The 17,972-nt window shown below is 74.2% G+C and carries 17 protein-coding genes; 7 read left to right on the top strand and 10 right to left on the bottom strand.

What is annotated here, in order from left to right; translation table 11 throughout:
* Positions 1 to 76: 76 nt before the first annotated feature.
* The 3 genes from ACIGHB_RS03905 to ACIGHB_RS03895 form a co-directional block, all read right to left on the bottom strand.
* Positions 77 to 1,243, bottom strand: a complete 1,167-nt coding sequence (locus tag ACIGHB_RS03905) for an oxygenase MpaB family protein (RefSeq protein WP_399909275.1) — start codon at positions 1,241 to 1,243, stop codon at positions 77 to 79.
* 192 nt (positions 1,244 to 1,435) lie between these two features.
* Positions 1,436 to 2,551, bottom strand: a complete 1,116-nt coding sequence (locus ACIGHB_RS03900; protein WP_360318719.1) for a polyprenyl synthetase family protein — start codon at positions 2,549 to 2,551, stop codon at positions 1,436 to 1,438.
* On the bottom strand, positions 2,544 to 2,849 hold the full coding sequence (locus ACIGHB_RS03895; protein ID WP_399909272.1) for a polyprenyl synthetase: 306 nt from the start codon (positions 2,847 to 2,849) through the stop codon (positions 2,544 to 2,546). Before ACIGHB_RS03895 ends, ACIGHB_RS03900 begins: the two co-directional genes overlap by 8 nt.
* 180 nt (positions 2,850 to 3,029) lie before the next feature.
* Here ACIGHB_RS03895 and ACIGHB_RS03890 point away from each other — a divergent pair, with 180 nt between their 5' ends.
* Positions 3,030 to 3,329: a hypothetical protein gene (locus tag ACIGHB_RS03890; protein ID WP_399909269.1), complete on the top strand. Its 300-nt coding sequence runs from the start codon at positions 3,030 to 3,032 to the stop codon at positions 3,327 to 3,329.
* 47 nt (positions 3,330 to 3,376) lie between these two features.
* Here the strand turns inward: ACIGHB_RS03890 and ACIGHB_RS03885 are convergent, their stop codons facing one another.
* Positions 3,377 to 5,029, bottom strand: a complete 1,653-nt coding sequence (locus ACIGHB_RS03885; RefSeq protein ID WP_399909267.1) for a glycosyl hydrolase family 8 — start codon at positions 5,027 to 5,029, stop codon at positions 3,377 to 3,379.
* Between the two features lie 146 nt (positions 5,030 to 5,175).
* On the bottom strand, positions 5,176 to 5,949 hold the full coding sequence (locus tag ACIGHB_RS03880; protein WP_399909265.1) for an alpha/beta fold hydrolase: 774 nt from the start codon (positions 5,947 to 5,949) through the stop codon (positions 5,176 to 5,178).
* Between the two features lie 177 nt (positions 5,950 to 6,126).
* Between ACIGHB_RS03880 and ACIGHB_RS03875 the strand changes: the two genes are divergently transcribed.
* Positions 6,127 to 6,768, top strand: a complete 642-nt coding sequence (locus ACIGHB_RS03875; protein WP_360318729.1) for a LysE family translocator — start codon at positions 6,127 to 6,129, stop codon at positions 6,766 to 6,768.
* 25 nt (positions 6,769 to 6,793) lie between these two features.
* Here the strand turns inward: ACIGHB_RS03875 and ACIGHB_RS03870 are convergent, their stop codons facing one another.
* Both ACIGHB_RS03870 and ACIGHB_RS03865 read right to left on the bottom strand, forming a co-directional pair.
* On the bottom strand, positions 6,794 to 7,180 hold the full coding sequence (locus ACIGHB_RS03870) for a VOC family protein (RefSeq protein WP_360318731.1): 387 nt from the start codon (positions 7,178 to 7,180) through the stop codon (positions 6,794 to 6,796).
* On the bottom strand, positions 7,177 to 7,470 hold the full coding sequence (locus tag ACIGHB_RS03865; RefSeq protein WP_360318733.1) for a metalloregulator ArsR/SmtB family transcription factor: 294 nt from the start codon (positions 7,468 to 7,470) through the stop codon (positions 7,177 to 7,179). The genes ACIGHB_RS03870 and ACIGHB_RS03865 overlap by 4 nt, the downstream gene beginning before the upstream one ends.
* 147 nt (positions 7,471 to 7,617) lie before the next feature.
* Here ACIGHB_RS03865 and ACIGHB_RS03860 point away from each other — a divergent pair, with 147 nt between their 5' ends.
* Entirely contained in the window at positions 7,618 to 10,008 is a 2,391-nt protein-coding gene (locus ACIGHB_RS03860; RefSeq protein ID WP_360318735.1) for an excinuclease ABC subunit UvrA, read from the top strand.
* On the opposite strand, the gene ACIGHB_RS03855 is transcribed toward ACIGHB_RS03860, so the two are convergent.
* The 3 genes from ACIGHB_RS03855 to ACIGHB_RS03845 are packed head-to-tail and all read right to left on the bottom strand — an operon-like array spanning position 10,009 to position 11,906.
* Entirely contained in the window at positions 10,009 to 10,749 is a 741-nt protein-coding gene (locus ACIGHB_RS03855; protein ID WP_399909261.1) for a 4'-phosphopantetheinyl transferase superfamily protein, read from the bottom strand.
* Positions 10,746 to 10,976: an acyl carrier protein gene (locus ACIGHB_RS03850; RefSeq protein WP_360318741.1), complete on the bottom strand. Its 231-nt coding sequence runs from the start codon at positions 10,974 to 10,976 to the stop codon at positions 10,746 to 10,748. Before ACIGHB_RS03850 ends, ACIGHB_RS03855 begins: the two co-directional genes overlap by 4 nt.
* Positions 10,977 to 11,006: 30 nt before the next feature.
* Entirely contained in the window at positions 11,007 to 11,906 is a 900-nt protein-coding gene (locus tag ACIGHB_RS03845) for a hypothetical protein (RefSeq protein WP_399909259.1), read from the bottom strand.
* Between the two features lie 440 nt (positions 11,907 to 12,346).
* Between ACIGHB_RS03845 and ACIGHB_RS03840 the strand changes: the two genes are divergently transcribed.
* From ACIGHB_RS03840 to ACIGHB_RS03825, 4 genes are read left to right on the top strand one after another with little or no spacing between them, the layout of a single operon-like run.
* Entirely contained in the window at positions 12,347 to 13,459 is a 1,113-nt protein-coding gene (locus ACIGHB_RS03840; RefSeq protein WP_399909257.1) for a phytanoyl-CoA dioxygenase family protein, read from the top strand.
* Positions 13,441 to 14,799, top strand: a complete 1,359-nt coding sequence (locus tag ACIGHB_RS03835; RefSeq protein WP_399909255.1) for a DUF6271 family protein — start codon at positions 13,441 to 13,443, stop codon at positions 14,797 to 14,799. The genes ACIGHB_RS03840 and ACIGHB_RS03835 overlap by 19 nt, the downstream gene beginning before the upstream one ends.
* A complete protein-coding gene (locus ACIGHB_RS03830; RefSeq protein WP_399909253.1) occupies positions 14,796 to 16,574 on the top strand; it encodes a condensation domain-containing protein in 1,779 nt (592 codons plus the stop codon). Before ACIGHB_RS03835 ends, ACIGHB_RS03830 begins: the two co-directional genes overlap by 4 nt.
* Positions 16,571 to 17,956, top strand: a complete 1,386-nt coding sequence (locus tag ACIGHB_RS03825; protein ID WP_399909251.1) for an MFS transporter — start codon at positions 16,571 to 16,573, stop codon at positions 17,954 to 17,956. Before ACIGHB_RS03830 ends, ACIGHB_RS03825 begins: the two co-directional genes overlap by 4 nt.
* Positions 17,957 to 17,972: the final 16 nt, after the last annotated feature.

The raw sequence follows: 17,972 nt of genomic DNA, 5'->3' as shown, positions 1-17,972 counted from the left end.
GGGGCGGGCTCGGACGGTGGCCGGGGGCGGGGGAAGGAGGTGGCCGGGGGCGGGGAACGAGCTGGCCGGGGCGGGGTCAGACAGTGACCGGGGGTGGGGTCCAGCGGCGGTTGCGGGCCACGCCCCCGTCGACTCCGTACTCCTTCCTCAGGTGCTCCGGGATGGCGTAGTGCATCACGCGGCCCCGGGTGAGCGTGGACAGCTCGAAGACCGAGGTGAGGTGGCCGAGCCGGTCGAGCGCCCAGGCGGCGAACGGCGAGGCGTCCTCCACCGACTCCAGGACGCCGAGCAGCGCGGGCAGCGCCTTCACCGCCGTGTCCCAGCGGCTGCGCGGTACGTCGAGCCAGTCGCCGGAGGTGTCGCCGACGAGGTGGCGGATCAGGGCGGAGACGACCGGGTCGAAGAAGGTGCCGGGGACGACCTCCTCGTACAGGCCGATCAGCTGCCGGGTCAGCAGGACGCCCTCCTCGGAGGGGCCCATGTGCCGCAGCAGGTAGAGGTCGAGGTAGCGGCGGGCCTCGTCGAGGGTCTTGGGCACGGCGGTCTGGTCGACGCCGAGGATCGCGCCGACCACCCGCCAGGCGTAGTAGTACGCCTCGGCGCCCTCGGTGGACATGTGGATGCCGAGCCGGTGGAGGCTGTCGAGGACGAGCATCGAGAAGAACATCTGCCCGCCGATCATGTCCTCCTGGCAGATGGGCACGCCGTCGGCGGCGGTGTCCCAGCGGTCGGAGCGGATCAGGTGGTGGCGGATCGAGGCGTGCAGCAGACGGACCTTCTGGGCGGCGGGGACGAACCGTCCGCCGGCCTCGAAGGCGTCGGGCCGCATGAGGTAGACGGTGAACTGGCCGGTCTCGGCCATCCGCTTGCTCGGGTAGTGCAGGCCGTGGGTGGCGGAGAGCAGGCGGGCCACGCGCGGGACGACGTAGCAGGCGGGCATGGCGGCGAAGGAGAGGGCGGTGTTGATGTGGACGTTGTTGTCGGTGGAGAAGAGCCGGGCCTTCTCCATCTCGTTCCAGTCCACCCAGGCGGGCGCGACGGCGGTGGTCTCCAGGTACTCGCGGGCGACGTCGGGGAGGCCCGGGGGGAGCTCCTGACCGGAGACGGAGACGTACCGCATGAGGGAGTTGAAGAGGCCGACCTCGCCGCGCTCGAAGAGGGTGGCGACGACCGCGTCGGCGAGCTCGTCGCCGCTGTTCCGCAGGGCGTCGAGGGACGCCTCGGTGTACGGGGTGGTGGTCACGGGTGCGCTCCTGGGGTGGTTCCGGGGTCGTTCCGGGGTCGTGCCGGGTCGGGTACGGAGTCGGGGCCGGCGTCCGGGGCCGGGGTCGGGGCCGGCGTCCGGGGCCGGGGTCGGGGCCCGGGGCCCGGGGTCCGGGGCCGGGAGTCCGGGGCCGGGGCCGGGGTCGGGGTCGGGGTCGGGGTCGGGGTCGGGTCAGTGGTGGCGGACGGCGGCGCGGTGGGCCAGGTCCGTGAGGGCGCGGTGGGCGGTGCCGGGCAGGTCCAGCTCGTCGAGGGTGCGGACGGCCTCCTCGACGCGGCCGGCGATCATCCGCTCGACACGGGCGGGCGCGCCGAGTTCGGCCATCAGGGCGCGCACCTCGCGCAGCGCGTCCTCGCCGGGCCCGTGGGGCTCGTCGTGCGGTCCGTGCCCGGCGAGCGTCCGGCGCAGCAGCTCGCGCTGGGCGGGGTCGGCGGCGCGCCAGGTCTCGGCGAGGAGCACGGTGGGGCGGCCGGTGCGGAGGTCGTCGAGGGGGGCCTTGCCGGTGCGGGCCGGGTCGCCGTAGAGGCCCAGCAGGTCGTCCCGCAGCTGGAACGCCTCGCCGAGCGGCAGCCCGTAGCGGGAGAGTCCCTCGCGGAGCGCGGTGGGGGCGCCGGCGAGGAGGGCGCCGAGCAGGAGGGGCTGTTCGACGGTGTACTTGGCGGTCTTGTAGCGGATCACCTTGAGGGAGGTGCCGGTGTCCGGGAGGCCGCCGGTGTGCAGGATCTCCAGGGCCTCGCCGGCGATGAGTTCGCGGGCGAGGGCGGCCCAGAGGGGCCGGCCCCGGGAGAGGTACGCGGCGGGCAGCCCGGACTCGGCGTAGAGCCGGCCGGCGAGGGCCATCAGGTGGTCGCCGAGGAGCAGGGCGAGCGCGCGGGCCGCCGCGCGGGGCCGGCGGCGGGGGTGGGGCGGCGCGGCGAAGGCGTCGTGGGCGGTGGTGCGGGGATGGGGCAGCGCGGCGAAGGCGTGGTGGGCGGTGGGGCGGCCGTGCCGGAGCGGGCTGTCGTCGATGAGGTCGTCGTGGACGACGGCGGCGGCGTGGACGAGTTCCATCGCGGCGGCGGCGCGCATCAGGGCGTCGCTGTCGGGCTGTCCGGCGGCGCGCCAGCCCCAGTAGCAGAAGGCGGCGCGGAGCCGTTTGCCGTGCCGGGCGGTGGAGCGGAGGGCCTCGGCGAGCGGGTCGAGGGTCTCGTCGACGGCGAGGAGTGCGGTGGCCTCCTCGTCGAGGAAGCCGGCGAGGACGGTGTCGGTGCGGGTCTTGAACGCCGCCGGTTCCCAGTCCTCACTCATCGGGGTGCGCCCCGGCGGTGGCCCTGCGGGCGGTGGCCTCGCGGGCCAGCACCTCCATGTGGGCGAGGCCGGCGGCTCCGTCCCGGTCGGGGGCGAGGCGGTCGAGGGCGAGCCGGCCACGGGCGCGGAGGTCGGCGGCGGCGTCCTGGGCGAGGTCGGTGGCGTCGGCGCGGCCGAGGAGGGAGCGGAGGGATCCGGCGGCGCCTCCGATCGTCTCCACCACGAGGTCGGCGAGGCCGGCGGCCAGCAACAGGGCCTGTTCGTCGGGGCGTTCGCCCGGTGTGGTGCGGTGCGTCATGCGGTCCGGCTCCTGGAGGAAGGGGCGCCCGCGCCGGGCGCGTACCGGGCCAGGATGGACCATGGGCGGGCGGCTCGGGCGGGCCGCTCACTCGTTCAGGTGATCATGGTCGGGAGTTCCGGCGAGCGGGGTTCCGGACCCCCTCAAGTCTCCTTTCACGAGTGGTGGTTGAGTGCCCCCATGAGGCTCATGTCGACGGTTCTCGCGCCGCGCGTTCTGCGGCGCCTCCTGCCGGCCTCCGGCGCGGTGGCCGCCGTCGTGGCGCTGGCGGCCGGCTGCCAGGCGGACTCGGAGGGGCCGCGGGACGTGGCGCTGCGGTTCACGGTCACCGACCCGGCCGAGGGCGGCCGGGTCGTCTACGACCGTTCCACACGGGTCGAGTTGAGGGTCTTCCACCCGAACGGGGAGGGGTGCGGTCCCGCCGTCCGGCAGGGAGGCGCCCGCGCGGACCCCGTCCGGGGGCTCGTCACCCGGGACTGACCCTGCCGGGCCGACCGACCCTGCCGGGGCGGCCGACCCTGCCGGGGCTACGGGACCCAGTGGTTGCCGGAGACCGTGATCATCACCTGGAGCTGGATGCTGGCGGAGAAGTAGCTGCCGGTGTCGATCGGGGTGGCGAGCATCTTGTTCCACAGGGCGTCGAGCCATGCCTGGCTGCCGGAGTCCGTCATGGCGGCGACGGCGAAGGGGGCGAAGAAGGCCGCCTCGCTGCCGGCGGAGATCTGGGTGCCGTTGAGCTTGTAGCCCATGGCGATCTTGTTCGGGTCGCCGCCGGTCTTGCCCTTGATCCAGCTGTTCATCTTGCGCGCGGCGGCGAGCGACTTGCTGTCGCCGCTGGTCACGGCGTCGTCGGCGATGCGCCACGGGGTGCGGCAGGCGTTCCACCAGTACTGGCCGTCGTTGGGGTCCTCCAGGACCTGGTTCGGGGCCGGCTTGGGGCTGGTGTTCGTGTCCGCGACGAAGTCGGGGAGGAGCCCGGTGCCCGGGGCGTACCCGGACTGGAGGTTGGCGATCTGGGTCTGGTGGGCCGTGCGGACGGCGTCCCACGTGGTGTCGCCGGTGGCGGCCCTGAAGGCGCGGAAGTGGTCGACCATCCAGTCCGAGGTGCGGGAGATGTAGTAGTACTGGTCGCCCGCGCTGGACCAGTCACCCAGCTTGAGCAGCTTGGTGGTGGGGTTCAGCTCGTCCTTCTTGATGGCGGCGATGTGCTTGAGGGCGAGCGCCTTGTAGTCGTACGTGCCGCCGCTGCCCCACTGCTTGTCGGCGAGGAGCAGGCCGTAGGCGACGTCCATGTCGCCGTCGGTGGCGCCGTCGCCGCCGTTGACGCTGCGGCAGTTGACGTCCTGCTCGGCTGCGAGGAGGTCGGGGTTGATCGACGAGGGGTGGTCGAGCTTCCACTTGACCAGGCCGTCGAAGATCTTCTTCGCGTCGGGGTCGGCGCCGGCCATGGTGGCCGTGACGACCATGCCGTAGCCCTGGGCCTCGGCGACGTACGGGTGGTCGGCGTCGGGCGAGACGACCTGGTACCAGCCGTTCCCGCAGTTCTGCCGGACGAAGGCGGACTTCCAGCGGTTGTAGTAGTCGACGACCTTCTGGTCGAGCGCGGCCTGGCCGCCGGAGGGCTTGAGCATGCCGGCGGCGTAGGGCTTGAGGTGGCTGCCGAAGGGGACGGCGGGGCCGGTGCCGCCGCCCGTGCCGGTGGGCGAGCCGTAGACCTGGAACTCCCAGAGCGAGTAGCCGTACGGCGTGCCGCGCCCGGTGCCGTACATGCGGACGTAGCGGCCGCTGCCGGAGACGGCGAGGTCGTCGACGGCGCCGTCGCCGGTCGTCGTGGTGTGGATGTCGGTCCAGGTGGTGCCGTCGGCCGAGGTCTGGATCCGGTACGTCTTCGCGTACGCGGCCTCCCAGTCGAGCTTCACCCGGGACACGGTGTGGTTCGCCCCGAGGTCGATCCGGATCCACTGCGGGTCGACGCCCTCCAGGCTGGCCCAGCGCGTGCCGGTGCTGCCGTCCACGGCGAGGCCGGGGGCGAAGCCCGCGCCCTCCACGGAGGAGGAGGTGGCGGTCTTCCCGGCGGAGACGAGACCGTCGGCGGCCTCGGCGCGGGACTCGGGCAGGAGGGTGAGGGGCAGGGCCAGCAGAGCGGCGAGTCCGAGCGGGATGACGCTTCGTCGGCGCATGACAACTCCCTTTCTCTTCGGTTCTCTTCACGTCCACCGCTCGTTAGGAAACGTTCCTAACTATCGGCGGGCCGAGCGTAGAGAGCGGCGGGGGCCCCGCGCAAGACCTCTGCGCGGGGCCCCTGCGGTACGCGGCCGGAAAGGTCCTATCGCGGCGGCGGGGGCAGGGTCAGCGCCGCGGCGAGGGCGGCGGCGAAGCCGTCCGGGTTGTCCAGCATCATGTTGTGGCCGGCGGCCGGGACTTCGAGGACGGGGACGCCCATGGCCGCGGCCTGCTCCGCGGCGGTGTCCGGCAGGCTCTTCTCCCCCACCAGGAACACCCGGGGCACGGCGAGCCCGGCCAGGAGGTCGCCGGGCTCGGGGTCGCCGCCCTCGACGAGCGCGACCGCGCTGCGGTGCACGGCCCTCGGGTCGGCGAGCCGCAGCCGCGCCGCGTAGTCGGCCCGGTCGGCGAGGGCGAGCATCCGCGCGAAGCCGCTCGCCACGAACTCCTCCTCCGGCTGGCGCGCCACCGGCCTGCTGAACGCGCCTCCGCCCGCGTACAGGTTGGGCTCGGCGACGACCAGCCGGGCGATCCGCCCGGGCCGCGCCGCGGCCAGGTGGAGGGCGACGGCGCCGCCCATGGAGTGACCGACGAGGTGGACGCCGGTCAGGTCGAGGTGGTCGAGCAGCGCGGCGACGGCGGCGGCCTGCCCCTCGGGCCGGTAGTCGAAGTCGGCGGGCCGGTCGCTCAGCCCGTACCCGAGCAGGTCGACGAGGAGCGCGCGCCCGCCGCCCAGCGCCGGATGCGCGGCGATGTGCGCGAAGTCGGAGGCGGCGGTGCAGCCGAGCCCGTGGAGGAAGACGCGCACGGGCCCGTCACCCGGAAGCTCGATCCACCGCAGATACGCCTGCCGGTCCGTCAGGAACAGTTCTCTCATGCGGCCAGCGTACGAACGGGGAGGCGGGGGCGTACGCGCAGGTGGCGGGGGGGGCGGGGCGTACGCGCAGGTGGCGGGGGTCGGGGCGTACGCGCGCGTGGCAGGGGTCGGGGCGTACGCGCAGGCGGCAGGGGTCGGGCGGCCGGCGCGGTGGGGACCGGAGTACGGTGAGCGTCCATGGCATCGAGCACCGCACTGTGGTCCTTCGCGCTCGTCGTGGGACTCCTCACCCTCACTCCGGGCCTCGACACGGCTCTCATCCTGCGCACCGCCGCGCTCGGTCGCCGCACCCGGGCGTGGGGCGTCGTCCTCGGCATCCAGACCGGCACCCTGATCTGGGGCGCGCTGACCTCGCTGGGCGTCACGGCCCTGCTGACCGCCTCGCACCTCGCGTACGAGATCCTCCGGTGGGCCGGCGCCGCCTACCTGCTGTGGATGGCGGGACGCATGATCGCCGCGACCTTCCGGCGCGACGGCGACGGCACCGGCGCGGGCGCGGAGGTGGAGGTCGGCGGGGCGGACACGCTCTCCGGCGGCTGGCGGCAGGGCACGCTCACCAACCTCCTCAACCCCAAGGTCGGCGTCTTCTACGTCGCCGTGCTGCCGCAGTTCATCCCGGCCGAGGCCCCGCACTTCGCGATGGGCCTCGCGCTGACCTCCGTCCACGTCCTCCTGGGCATGGTCTGGTCGACGGTCCTGATCGCCTCCGCGACCGCGCTGGGCACGTGGCTGCGCGGGGCCCGCGCCCGGCGGGTCCTGGACCGGGTCACGGGCACGGTGATCGGCGCGTTCGCGGTACGCCTCGCGGTCAGCGACTGACCTGACCTCCACGGCCCCCGGAGCGCTACTTGTACTGGGCGATCTGGATGAGGTTGCCGCAGGTGTCGTCGAGGACGGCGGTGGTGACGGGGCCCATCTCCACCGGCGGCTGGGTGAAGCGGACGCCGAGCGCCGTGAGGCGGGTGTGCTCGGCGTGGACGTCGTCGACGGCGAAGGAGGTGGCGGGGATGCCGTCGGCGACCAGCGCCTCCTTGTAGGGGCGCACCGCGGGGTGGCCGGAGGGCTCCAGGAGGAGTTCGGTGCCGTCGGGGGCCTCGGGGGAGACGACGGTGATCCAGCGGGCCTCGCCGAGCGGCACGTCGTGCTTGAGCTCAAAGCCGAGGACGTCGGTGTAGAAGCGCAGCGCCGTCTCCTGGTCGTCGACGAAGACGCTGGTCAGATTGATCCTCATGGGGTGTCCTCCGGGGGTGCGGGGGCGAGCCATCGCGTGACGATGTGCTCCAGCGGGCGGGTGTCGAGGTCGTGGAACTTGTAGCGGCCCTCACGACGGGCCGTGACCAGGCCGGCGGCCTCCAGCACGGCGAGGTGCTGGCTGACGGCCTGGCGGGTGAGGGCGAGGCCGTGCCGGGTCGTCAGCCGGGCGCATATCTCGAAGAGCGACTGTCCGTCCCGTTCGGTCAGCTCGTCGAGGATCACCCGGCGCGTCGGGTCGGCCAGCGCCTTGAACAGATCCTCCTCCATGCCGCCACGATAGGCAAGCCGCCACTTGCCTATCAACTCGGGGGCGGCTGTCGGTGGCGGCGCCTATCGTGGGTCGCATGCCCGCACCGCCTGCGCGGGTCGCGTTCCCGGGTCGCGTACCGGCCCGCCCTGACGAGGGAGAAAGCTTTGAGCACGGCCAAGCGGAAGGGCGCCACGACGGCCGCCGCGCACCTCGCCGACAGCCATGAACTGATCCGCGTGCTCGGCGCGCGCGAGAACAACCTCAAGGACGTCAGCGTCGAGATCCCCAAGCGTCGCCTGACGGTCTTCACCGGGGTGTCCGGCTCCGGCAAGAGCTCGCTGGTCTTCGACACGATCGCCGCCGAGTCGCAGCGGCTGATCAACGAGACGTACAGCGCCTTCGTCCAGGGCTTCATGCCGACGCTCGCCCGGCCGGACGTCGACGTGCTCGACGGTCTGACCACCGCGATCATCGTCGACCAGCAGCGGATGGGCGCCGACCCGCGCTCCACCGTCGGCACCGCCACGGACGCCAACGCGATGCTGCGCATCCTCTTCAGCCGGCTCGGCACCCCGCACATCGGCTCCTCGCGCGCCTTCTCGTTCAACGTGCCGTCCGTGAGCGGCGCCGGCGCCATCACCGTCGAGCGCGGCGGACGGACCGTGAAGGAGAAAGCCAGCTTCTCCATCACCGGCGGCATGTGCCCCACCTGCGAGGGCCGGGGCCGGGTCTCCGACATCGACCTGGCGCAGCTGTACGACGACACCAAGTCGCTCGACGAGGGCGCGCTGACCATCCCCGGCTACACGGCGGACAGCTGGTACGGCCGGATCTTCCGCCTCTCCGGCTTCCTCGACCCGGCCAAGCCGATCCGGAAGTACACCAAGAAGGAGCTCGACGCCTTCCTCCACAAGCCGGCCACCCGGATCAAGGTCGAGGGCATCAACGTCACGTACGAGGGCCTGATCCCCAAGCTCAAGAAGTCCTTCCTCGCCAAGGACGTCGAGTCGCTCCAGCCGCACATCCGGGCCTTCGTCGAGCGGGCCACCACCACCCAGGTCTGCCCCGACTGCGACGGCACCCGGCTCAACGAGGGGGCCCGCTCCTCGAAGATCAAGGGCGTCAGCATCGCCGACGCGTGCGCCATGCAGATCAGCGACCTGGCCGCCTGGGTCGGCGGTCTCGACGACCCGTCGGTGGCGCCGCTCCTGGAGTCGCTGCGCCAGACCCTGGACTCCTTCGTGGAGATCGGCCTCGGCTATCTGGCCCTGGACCGTCCGGCGGGCACGCTGTCGGGCGGCGAGGCGCAGCGGGTCAAGATGATCCGGCACCTCGGCTCGTCCCTCACCGACGTCACCTACGTCTTCGACGAGCCGACGGCCGGTCTGCACCCGCACGACATCCAGCGGATGAACGAACTGCTGCTGCGGCTGCGGGACAAGGGCAACACGGTCCTCGTCGTGGAGCACAAGCCGGAGACGATCGCGATCGCCGACCACGTGGTGGACCTCGGTCCGGGCGCCGGCAGCGGCGGCGGCACGGTCTGCTTCGAGGGCACCCTGGAGGCGCTGCGCGGCAGCGGCACGGTGACCGGACGGCACCTGGACGACCGGGCCTCGGTGAAGGACGAGGTGCGGACGGCCACCGGGGTCCTGCCGATCCGCGGCGCGACCGCCAACAACCTGCGGAAGGTGGACGTCGACCTGCCGCTCGGCGTCCTCGCGGTGGTCACCGGCGTCGCGGGCTCCGGCAAGAGCTCGCTCGTGCACGGCTCGATCCCGGCCGACGCCGGGGTGATCTCGGTCGACCAGAGCCCGATCCGCGGCTCGCGGCGCAGCAACCCGGCGACGTACACGGGTCTGCTCGACCCGATCCGGAAGGCGTTCGCCAAGGCCAACGGCGTCAAGCCGGCGCTGTTCAGCGCCAATTCCGAGGGCGCCTGCCCCAACTGCAACGGCGCCGGCGTCACGTACACCGACCTGGCCATGATGGCCGGTGTGGCCACCACCTGCGAGGAGTGCGAGGGGCGGCGGTTCCAGACCGCGGTCCTGGAGTACAAGCTCGGCGGGCGGGACATCAGCGAGGTGCTGGCGATGCCGGTGTCCGAGGCGGAGGAGTACTTCGGCGCGGGCGAGGCGCGGACGCCGGCGGCGCACCGGATCCTGGAGCGGCTGGTGGACGTCGGCCTCGGCTACCTCACCCTGGGGCAGCCGCTCACGACGCTGTCCGGCGGCGAGCGGCAGCGGCTGAAGCTGGCCACCCACATGGGCGACAAGGGCGGGATCTACGTCCTCGACGAGCCGACCACCGGTCTCCACCTCGCCGACGTGGAACAGCTCCTCGGTCTCCTCGACCGGCTGGTGGACTCCGGGAAGTCGGTGATCGTGGTCGAGCACCACCAGGCGGTGATGGCGCACGCCGACTGGATCGTGGACCTCGGTCCCGGCGCGGGCCACGACGGCGGCCAGATCGTCTTCGAGGGGACCCCGGCCGACCTCGTCGCCGCCCGCTCGACCCTCACGGGCGAGCACCTGGCGCAGTACGTGGGCGCCTGATCAACCCCGGCGGCCGGTCACCGGCCCCTCCCGCAAGGTCGCCGGCGGTGTTTCCGTCACCGAGGCCGGCGGGGCTTCCCGTACCGCCGTCGGCGGGGCTTCCCGTCCCGCCGTCGGCGGGGCTCCGAGGAGCGCCGCCGGCGGGAGGAGGGCCGGCCGGCCGGTCGACACCACCGCGGCCACGGCCGCGCGCCGGTGGTCCGTCCACTCGGTGAGGTGGCGTACGGCCTCCGGCTCCGGCGGTCCCGCCTTGAAGCGGGCCTCCGCTCGGACCCAGGCGCGCAGCAGTGCCGGGCCTGGGTCGGGGTGGTCCGCCGCCTCGCGCAGCTCGGCCTCGGGCAGCAGGCGGCGGAGGACCCGGAGAGGGCCGGGGCGGCGGCCCGACGGCTCGACGTCGACGCCCGTGGCACCGGGCCCGGCCGCCGCGGCGACCAGGCCGTCGGCGTGGCTCAGGCTGAGGCCGAGCCCGGGATGGCCGGGAAGGTACGGGCGGCCGTGGCCGTCCCGGCCGCACTCCAGGCAGCGCTGGGCGAGCCCGGTCGCGGCCGGGGGCCGCCCGGTGAGCCGGGCGGCGCAGAGCCGGAGCAGGAGGCGGGCCGCCAGGACGTCCTCGCGGCGGGCCGGGACGCGGATCGCGTCGAGGCGGCGCAGCTCCCAGGGGGCGAGCAGGTGCGGCCCGATGCCGGGGAGGTCGAGGACCTCCCGGGTGGTGGCCAGGACCGCGAAGGGGGCGGTGGTCACCCGGCGGGGGTGAGGAAGCGTTCCCGGACGCGGGCGAGGGTGCGGAAGTCGTCGATGGTGACCTCCTGGAGGTCGATCGACGTGCCGGAGATGTCCTCCAGGAGGTCGATGAACTCCAGGAAGTCCATGGAGTCGATGAGCCGGGCCTCGATGAGGTCCTCGTCGACGTCGACGGGCCCGTCCAGGCCGGGGTTCTTCTCGTGGAGCCAGGCGGCGACGCGTTCCATCGGGGTGGTTCTCCTGTCGGTGCGGTGGTGTCAGGCGGTGGCGGCGGTGGTGGCGGTGGTGGCGGTGGTGGCGGTGGCGGTGGCCTCGTGGAGGCGGTCGAGGGCCTGCTCGGGTCCGCCGTGGGCGAGGAGCAGGGCGTGCACCCAGCGCTCGACGCCGAAGGCGACGCAGGCGCTGTAGGCGGGGCCGTGGCTGCCGGCGCGGATGTCCAGGCGCTCGCCGAAGAAGTTGCGGTGGCGGTTGACGGAGGCGATGGCGGTGCCGTCGGGGGCGCTGAACTCGTGCTTGACGGGGTCGAGGGCCATCAGCCGGGCCCGGGAGCCGCCCTTGTCGTAGAAGGGGTCGTCGGCGGTGGCGCGGGTCAGGTCGAGGCCGAGGAGGGCCGCGGTCTCCTGGATGAACTCGCCGCCGCGTTCCAGGTGTTCGACGGCGCCGTCCTTGGTGCCGAGGTAGACGACCTCGCGCATGTGGAAGCCCCAGAGGCGGCGCAGCCCGTCGTAGTGCGTCTCGTTGCGGAAGCAGCGGCCGGCGGCGGAGATCCGCAGGCCGTCGTCGCCGACGTCGGTGCCCTCCAGGGAGAGCAGCAGTCCGTAGCAGGTGGCGGAGGGCAGGAGGTAGCCGGTGGGTTCGAGGGGGCGGCCGGCGGGGCTCAGGCCGGCGGCGAGCGGGTCGTGGGCGTCGGGGGTGAACCGGCCCGCGGAGACGCCGAGATGGGGGAAGTTGCGGAAGTAGTCGAGGCGGGCGAGTCCGTCGGCGGCGAGCAGGGGCGGGCCGGTGACCTCCGGGGCGGAGAGCCGGGCGGCGAGGCCGGTGAGCAGCCCGTCGAGGCCGCGCAGCAGGGCGGTGTGCACCGGGTCCAGCGTGATCAGGCCCGGGCCTGGGCTCCGCAGGCCGATGGCGGGCGGGGTCGTGGCGCTGGGTGTGCTCATGGAACCGTTCCCTCTCGGCGTGGTGGTCGGTCGAAGGCGTCGGTCGCGCGGGAGCGGGCCGACTCCCGTCGCCGTTCCTGCCGGGCGGGGGGCGGCGGGCGGGGCCCTGCACGCGGTCGCCGTCGACCGGGGCGCAGCGGTCGTGCCGGGTCCGAGGGGTCGGGTCGGCTCCGGCTCTGCGCACTGGGACAGTAGGCCAGCCTCACGATGGTTGTCTAGACCAAAGATCACGCGTCAAGTGAGCGCGTGAACAGTCGATTTCGGGCGGTTGGCCGACACGCGGGGCATACCGGCGGGTCACTTGACACCGGCGATGGTCTACACCAATTCTGTCCCTCGTCCCCCGCGGTCCCTCCGTCGTCGCCAGGTCCGCGCCCCGTCCCGCCGTGCCTCCGCTCCCCCATGCCCGCACGCCGTCCGACTCCCGCCTGGAGGGACCCTTGACCGCACCGTCCACCCCCGCCGCCGCGCGCCGCCCGCGCACCCCGTACCTGCACCGGGCGGCGACCGAGCGCCCGTACTTCAGCGAGGACGGCGAGTCCTACCTGGCCGCGACGACCCTGCGGGAGCTGCGGAAGTCCCGGCCGCTGCGTGTGCTCTCCGAGGAGGACTTCGCACACTGGCAGACGTACGGCTACGTCATCGTCCGCGGGGCGATACCGGCCGCGGCGGCCCGCCGGCTCCTCGACTTCACCTGGGACTTCCAGGGTCTCGACCCGGACCGGCCGGACAGCTGGTACGAGGACCGGCCGTTCCGCTCCGAGCTCGACCAGCAGCTGCACATCTACGGCTTCGTCGAGGCGTACCACCACCAGCTGCTCTGGGACAGCCGCCAGGCCCAGCGGGTCTACGACGCCTTCGTCGACGTCTGGGACTGCGAGGAGCTGTGGGTCACCCTCGACCGGCTCAACCTCAACCCGCCCAACGTCCGCAACCGCGACCGGGCCCTGATCGAACCCACCGACCGGGGCTTCGACATCGAGCTGCACTGGGACATCGACACCACCCTCGGCGTGCCGCCGCAGCGCGTCCAGGGCATCATCGCGCTCAACGACACCAGCCCCGAGACCGGCGGCTTCCAGTGCGACCCCGAGCTCTTCCGCCGCTTCGAGGAGTGGAAGCTCGGGCAGCCCGAGGGGCGCGACCCGATCCGCCCCGACCTGGACCGCGCCGAGTTCCCGGTCGTCCGCCCCGACCTGCGCCCCGGCGACCTGCTCATCTGGAACGGCCTGCTCGCCCACGGGGTGGCCCGCAACGCCTCCGCCGACGGGGTCCGCGCGGTGCAGTACCTGTCGATGATGCCGGCCCTGGAGGAACACGCGAAGCTGCGCCGCTCCCGGGTCGAGTCCTGGCGCCACCTGCGCACCCCGCGCTGGAACCGCACCCTCGTCGGCGACCCCGTGCTGCACGAGTCCAAGCGCTACCCGACCGCCGAACTCACCGAGCTGGGCGCCAAGCTGCTCGGGCTCACCTCCTGGCACGAGCCCGCGGGCGAAGCGGCGGAGCCGGTGGCCGCGCCGACCGGGGAGACCGCGTGCGCCGCGTCTGCCTGACCCTGCCCACCCACCGCGCCTGCGCGGCCACGATCGCCGCCGTCGCGGAGGAAGCCGCCTACGGGGCCCGGGAGTTCGGCGTCGAGGTGCACCTGCTGGTCCTGGACTCCTCCGCGCCCGCCGACCTCGCGGGCCACCGGGCCGCGGTGGCCGCGCTGCCGCCGGCACCGGGCGTCGTCGTCCACCACCTCGACGAGGACCGGCAACGCGCCTTCCTGGAAGAGGTCCTGGCGGCGTCCGGGCTCGCCGGGGCCGACCGGCTGCTCGACCTGATGCTCCCGGACGGGGTGTCGTACGGCGCCTGCACCAACCGCGCCTTCCTGATCGCCGAGGCACTGGGCTGCGCCTCGGTGCACCGCCGCGACTCCGACAGCCGCTACCAACTCCTCGACGGCGAACCGGTCTTCCCGATCCGGCACGAGCTGACCGCGCTCGGGCGGCGGGCGGCGGACCTCGCCGGCGACGTCACCCGCGGCCGGCTCGACCCCGGCTGCGCGGACCGGACCGTCGTCCTCGCCGGCGCGTCCTTCATCGGCGAGCTCTCCGTGGACCTCGCCGAGCTCCGCGCCCTCGACCCGGAGGCGTACCACGAGGTCGTCGGCCTGTCGGTGCCCACCGACTACCCGGAGATCTGGCGGCGGAACCTGATCGACGAGGCGTTCCGGGGCGCCGGCGACACGCCGTTCACCACCGACCTCACCACGCTCACCCTGGTCGCCCCGACCCGCGTCGACATGTGCAACGTCGCCCTCGGCCGCGAGGTGTACGGGCGGGTCCCGCTGCCGCCGGCCACGGACACCATCGGCACCGACTACTTCCTGCTCCACCTCGTCCAGAAGGCCCGGCTGCCGGGCGTCCTGCACAACCGGCACATCGTCAACTACCACACCGACGAGCGGCGTTCGGACAGCGGCTTCCTCGCCTACCAGCTCCGCTTCGCCAAGTACCTGCTCGCCACCGCCCACCTCGACGCCGTGTACGCGGGCCTCGCGGCGGCCGGGGACACCCTCCTCGACCCCGCCGGACGGCTCCGGCCCGCCGCCGTCGCCGCACTCGTCCGCGAGAGCACCGCGATCGACCCGGCCGGCAACGCGGCCCGGCTCGACGTCCTGGACCGCCGCTACCGCTCCCTCGGCGGCCGGTACGCCACCGCCGCCGCCCTCTTCGCCGAGCGGCGCGGCCGGCTCCTCGCCGAAGCCCGCGACGACATGGCGGACTTCGCCCTGCTCGTCGACGCCTGGGGCTCCCTGACCGCGCACGCGAAAGGCACCGCAGTGAACCACCCGCCTCACCCGCCGACGGCGGCCGGGACCGCGCCCGCCCCGGCCGTGGCGCCGTGACGACCACGCACGCCCCGGACGGCGTCACCGGCTCCCGCACCCTCACCGTCCGCTACGCGGGCGGCGGCACCCGCCGGGGCCCCGTCACCATGGGCCAGGCCAACATGATCCGCTGCATCCTGCGGGACGAGCCCGGCAGCATCAACATCCACGACGTGTGGCCGGTCCCCGACGGCACCGGGATGGACCGGGCCCTCGACGCCCTCGCGGCGCTCGCGGTCCGCCACGAGGCCCTGCGCACCACCTTCCCGCGCGAGGCGGGCGGCGGCGCGCCCACCGAGCAGGCCGTCGCCGCCGCGGGCTCGTTCACGGTCACCGTCCTCGACCACGACGCCCTCCCCGAGGACGCCGACGCGTACGCGGAGGCGGTGGCCCGCGCGGCCCGGGACACCCGCTTCCGGCTCGACCTCGACTTCCCGCTGCGCCTGCGGATCCTCGCCCGCGCGGGCCGGCCCGTCCGGGTGGCCCTCGCCGCCAGCCACGCCGTCACCGACGGCAGCGCCCTCGGCGTCCTGCGCGACGAATGGCTCGCGCTCCTGACGGGCGAGCCGCTGCCGCCGGTCACCTCCCCCACCCCGCTGGACCTCGCCGCCGAGGAGCGGACCCCGGCGGGACGGCGCAAGTCCGCCGCCTCCCTGGCCCATTGGGAACGGATCCTGCGCACCGGACCGCAGGCCATGTTCGCCGAGGACGGCGCCACCGGCACCGAGACGGACACCCCCGGCCTCACCCTCCGCTCGGCGCGCGGCGCCCGCGCGCTGGCCGCCGCCGCCCGGCGTACCGGCGCCCTCCCGGGCACGGTGCTGCTCACCGCCTGGTGCGTGCTCACCGCCCACCGGGCCGGCCAGTCCGTCTGCGTCGCCGCCGTGCCCACCTCGAACCGCTTCCTGCCGAAGCTCGCCCGCTCGGTCGGCACCCTCTCCCAGGACGCCCTGCTCGACCTCGACGTCCGCGCGCCGTCCTTCGACGCGCTGCTCGCGAAGGCGTGGGGCGCGGCGATGAACGCGTACCGGCACAGCCGCTTCGACGCGCTCGACCTGTGGGCGCTGATCGGCCGGGTCACGACCGAGCGCGGCAGCCAGTTCGCGCGCGACGCGGTCTTCAACGACATCAGCGCCCTGCCCAGCACCCTCGCCGCGGCGGCGGCCCCCGACGAGGCCGCCCCGGAGCTCGAACTCGTCTGGGGCGAGGCGCAGGCGCTGCCGACCCGGCTGCTGACCTTCGTGTACGAGACGGAGCCGGTGCTGCGCCTCGCCACCTGGGCCGATCCCGCGCTCTTCCCCCGGACGGCGGCCGAGGAGCTGGTCACCGGCCTGGTGCTGCTCCTGGAGGCCGTCGCCGAGGGTGATCTGCCGCTCGACCCGCACGGTCTGACCGGGGTGACGGGGGTACGGCCGGCGGCGCGCGGGCCCGAGTGGGTGCGGGTGGACGGCTGCTGGGTCTCCCCCGCCGCCGTCGCCGCCGCCCTGTCCGGGGCGCTGGGCGGACGGGCCGTCGAGGTCGTGGCGGAGCCCGACCCCGACGGGGACAGGGTCGGTGACGGTGACGGGGACGGGCGTCTGCTCACCGCGTACATCGGGACCGACGAACGGGCCTGGGCCGGGCAGGAGTCGACACCTCAACAGGCCCACACGGCGCTGATGGCGGTGCTGCCGGGACGGCCCGGGGTGCTGGCCCCGCACCGGTACGTGTTCGTCGAGGGCCCGCCGCGGCAGCCCGCCGCGGCGCAGCGGATTCTCAGGGAAGGGACCGGCCGGGGCCGGGATGCCACATGACCACCGATGACACCGCCGCGGAGCACGCGGCGGGACCCCTGCCCAGCCCGTGGCGGTCGCGGCTCTTCCGGCTCTTCTTCACCGCCCGCAGCGCCTCGCTGCTCGCCGACGGCATGCTGATGGTCTCGGTGACCACGTCGGTCCTGGGCGCCGGGTTCGGGGCGACCGGCGTGGGGTACGCCCTCGCCGCCTGGATGGCGCCGATCGTGCTGCTCATCCTCTTCGGCGGCGTGCTCGCCGACCGGTTCTCCCCGCAGGTCATGATGGTCGGCGCGGACGCCGTCCGGGTGGTGGCCATGCTCGCCATGGCGGGCCTGTTCGCCGGGGGCGGGGTACGGCTCTGGCAGATCATGGCCCTGATGGCGGTGAGCGGCGCGGCGACCGCCATGTTCCAGCCGGGCCTGGCGAGCATCGTGCCGCGGGTCGCGGACGACATCCAGCGGGCCAACGCGCTGCTGCGGATCTCCGAGTCGATGAGCACCCTCATCGGCCCGGGACTGGCCGGCTTCCTGGTGGCGTACTGGGACCGGGCCGGCTCCTTCGTGGTGATCGCGGTGGCGTACGCCGTCAGCGCCGGCGGACTGCTGCCGCTGCGGAGGCTCGCCCCCGCCCGGGACGCGGGTGACGAGAGCGACGATCCGATGTGGCGGCGCCTCGCCACCGGATGGCACGAGTTCCGCTCCCGGTCCTGGCTGTGGGGCGTCATCTCGCTGTGGGCGGTGTACGGCCTCTTCGTCTTCGGCCCGTCGCTGCCGCTGGGCGCGGCGCTCCTCACCGAGCAGCACGGTGCCACCGGCTACGGCTGGATCGCCTCGGCCGACGGTCTGGGCACGATCATCGGCGGTCTGCTGGGGATGCGGGTCCGGCCGCGCAGGCCCCTGGTCGCGGGGGTGTGCGCGATGTTCTTCTTCGCCCTCAACCCGCTGGCGCCGGCGCTCGGCTGGAACTTCTGGCTCACGGCGATCACGGGCATGGTGGCCGGCTGCGGGTTCGCCTTCTGGGGCGTGATGTGGGCGACGAGCGTGCAGTCCCACATCCCGCTGGCCGTGCTCAGCCGAGTCTCGGCGTACGACATCGCCGGTTCGATCATGGTGATCCCGCTGGGGCGGGCCCTGGCCGGTCCCGTGGCGGAGTCGTTCGGCGCGGACCGGGTGCTGCTGTTCTCCTCGGCGGTGTCGTTCCTGCTGCTGGGCGCGATGCTGTGCGTCCCGGCCATCCGCGGCCTCGGCAGGCGCGACCGGCCGGCACCGGACCGGGAGAAGGCCGCCCCCGCCGGGCCCGCCTCGCCCGCCGCCCCCACCGCCACGGACCCCGCAGCGCCCGCCGCCCCCGTCGCCACGGAGCCCGCCGCGCCGGAGCCCGCGGCGCCCGCAGCGCCGTGAGCGCCGGGGCCCGGCC

The sequence above is a fragment of the Streptomyces sp. NPDC085460 genome, assembly GCF_044541975.1.
In the GTDB taxonomy this organism is placed as follows: Bacteria; Actinomycetota; Actinomycetes; order Streptomycetales; family Streptomycetaceae; genus Streptomyces.
This window is presented reverse-complemented; position numbering and strand designations above follow the sequence as displayed.

Bases quoted from the DNA above. Each gene is read 5' to 3' on its own strand.
- ACIGHB_RS03880 (WP_399909265.1), bottom strand. From the start codon at position 5,949: ATGAGAGAACTGTTCCTGACGGACCGGCAGGCGTATCTGCGGTGGATC.
- ACIGHB_RS03900 (WP_360318719.1), bottom strand. From the start codon at position 2,551: ATGAGTGAGGACTGGGAACCGGCGGCGTTCAAGACCCGCACCGACACC.
- ACIGHB_RS03865 (WP_360318733.1), bottom strand. From the start codon at position 7,470: ATGGAGGAGGATCTGTTCAAGGCGCTGGCCGACCCGACGCGCCGGGTG.
- ACIGHB_RS03895 (WP_399909272.1), bottom strand. From the start codon at position 2,849: ATGACGCACCGCACCACACCGGGCGAACGCCCCGACGAACAGGCCCTG.
- ACIGHB_RS03850 (WP_360318741.1), bottom strand. From the start codon at position 10,976: ATGGAACGCGTCGCCGCCTGGCTCCACGAGAAGAACCCCGGCCTGGAC.
- ACIGHB_RS03845 (WP_399909259.1), bottom strand. From the start codon at position 11,906: ATGAGCACACCCAGCGCCACGACCCCGCCCGCCATCGGCCTGCGGAGC.
- ACIGHB_RS03870 (WP_360318731.1), bottom strand. From the start codon at position 7,180: ATGAGGATCAATCTGACCAGCGTCTTCGTCGACGACCAGGAGACGGCG.
- ACIGHB_RS03890 (WP_399909269.1), top strand. From the start codon at position 3,030: ATGAGGCTCATGTCGACGGTTCTCGCGCCGCGCGTTCTGCGGCGCCTC.
- ACIGHB_RS03885 (WP_399909267.1), bottom strand. From the start codon at position 5,029: ATGCGCCGACGAAGCGTCATCCCGCTCGGACTCGCCGCTCTGCTGGCC.
- ACIGHB_RS03875 (WP_360318729.1), top strand. From the start codon at position 6,127: ATGGCATCGAGCACCGCACTGTGGTCCTTCGCGCTCGTCGTGGGACTC.
- ACIGHB_RS03825 (WP_399909251.1), top strand. From the start codon at position 16,571: ATGACCACCGATGACACCGCCGCGGAGCACGCGGCGGGACCCCTGCCC.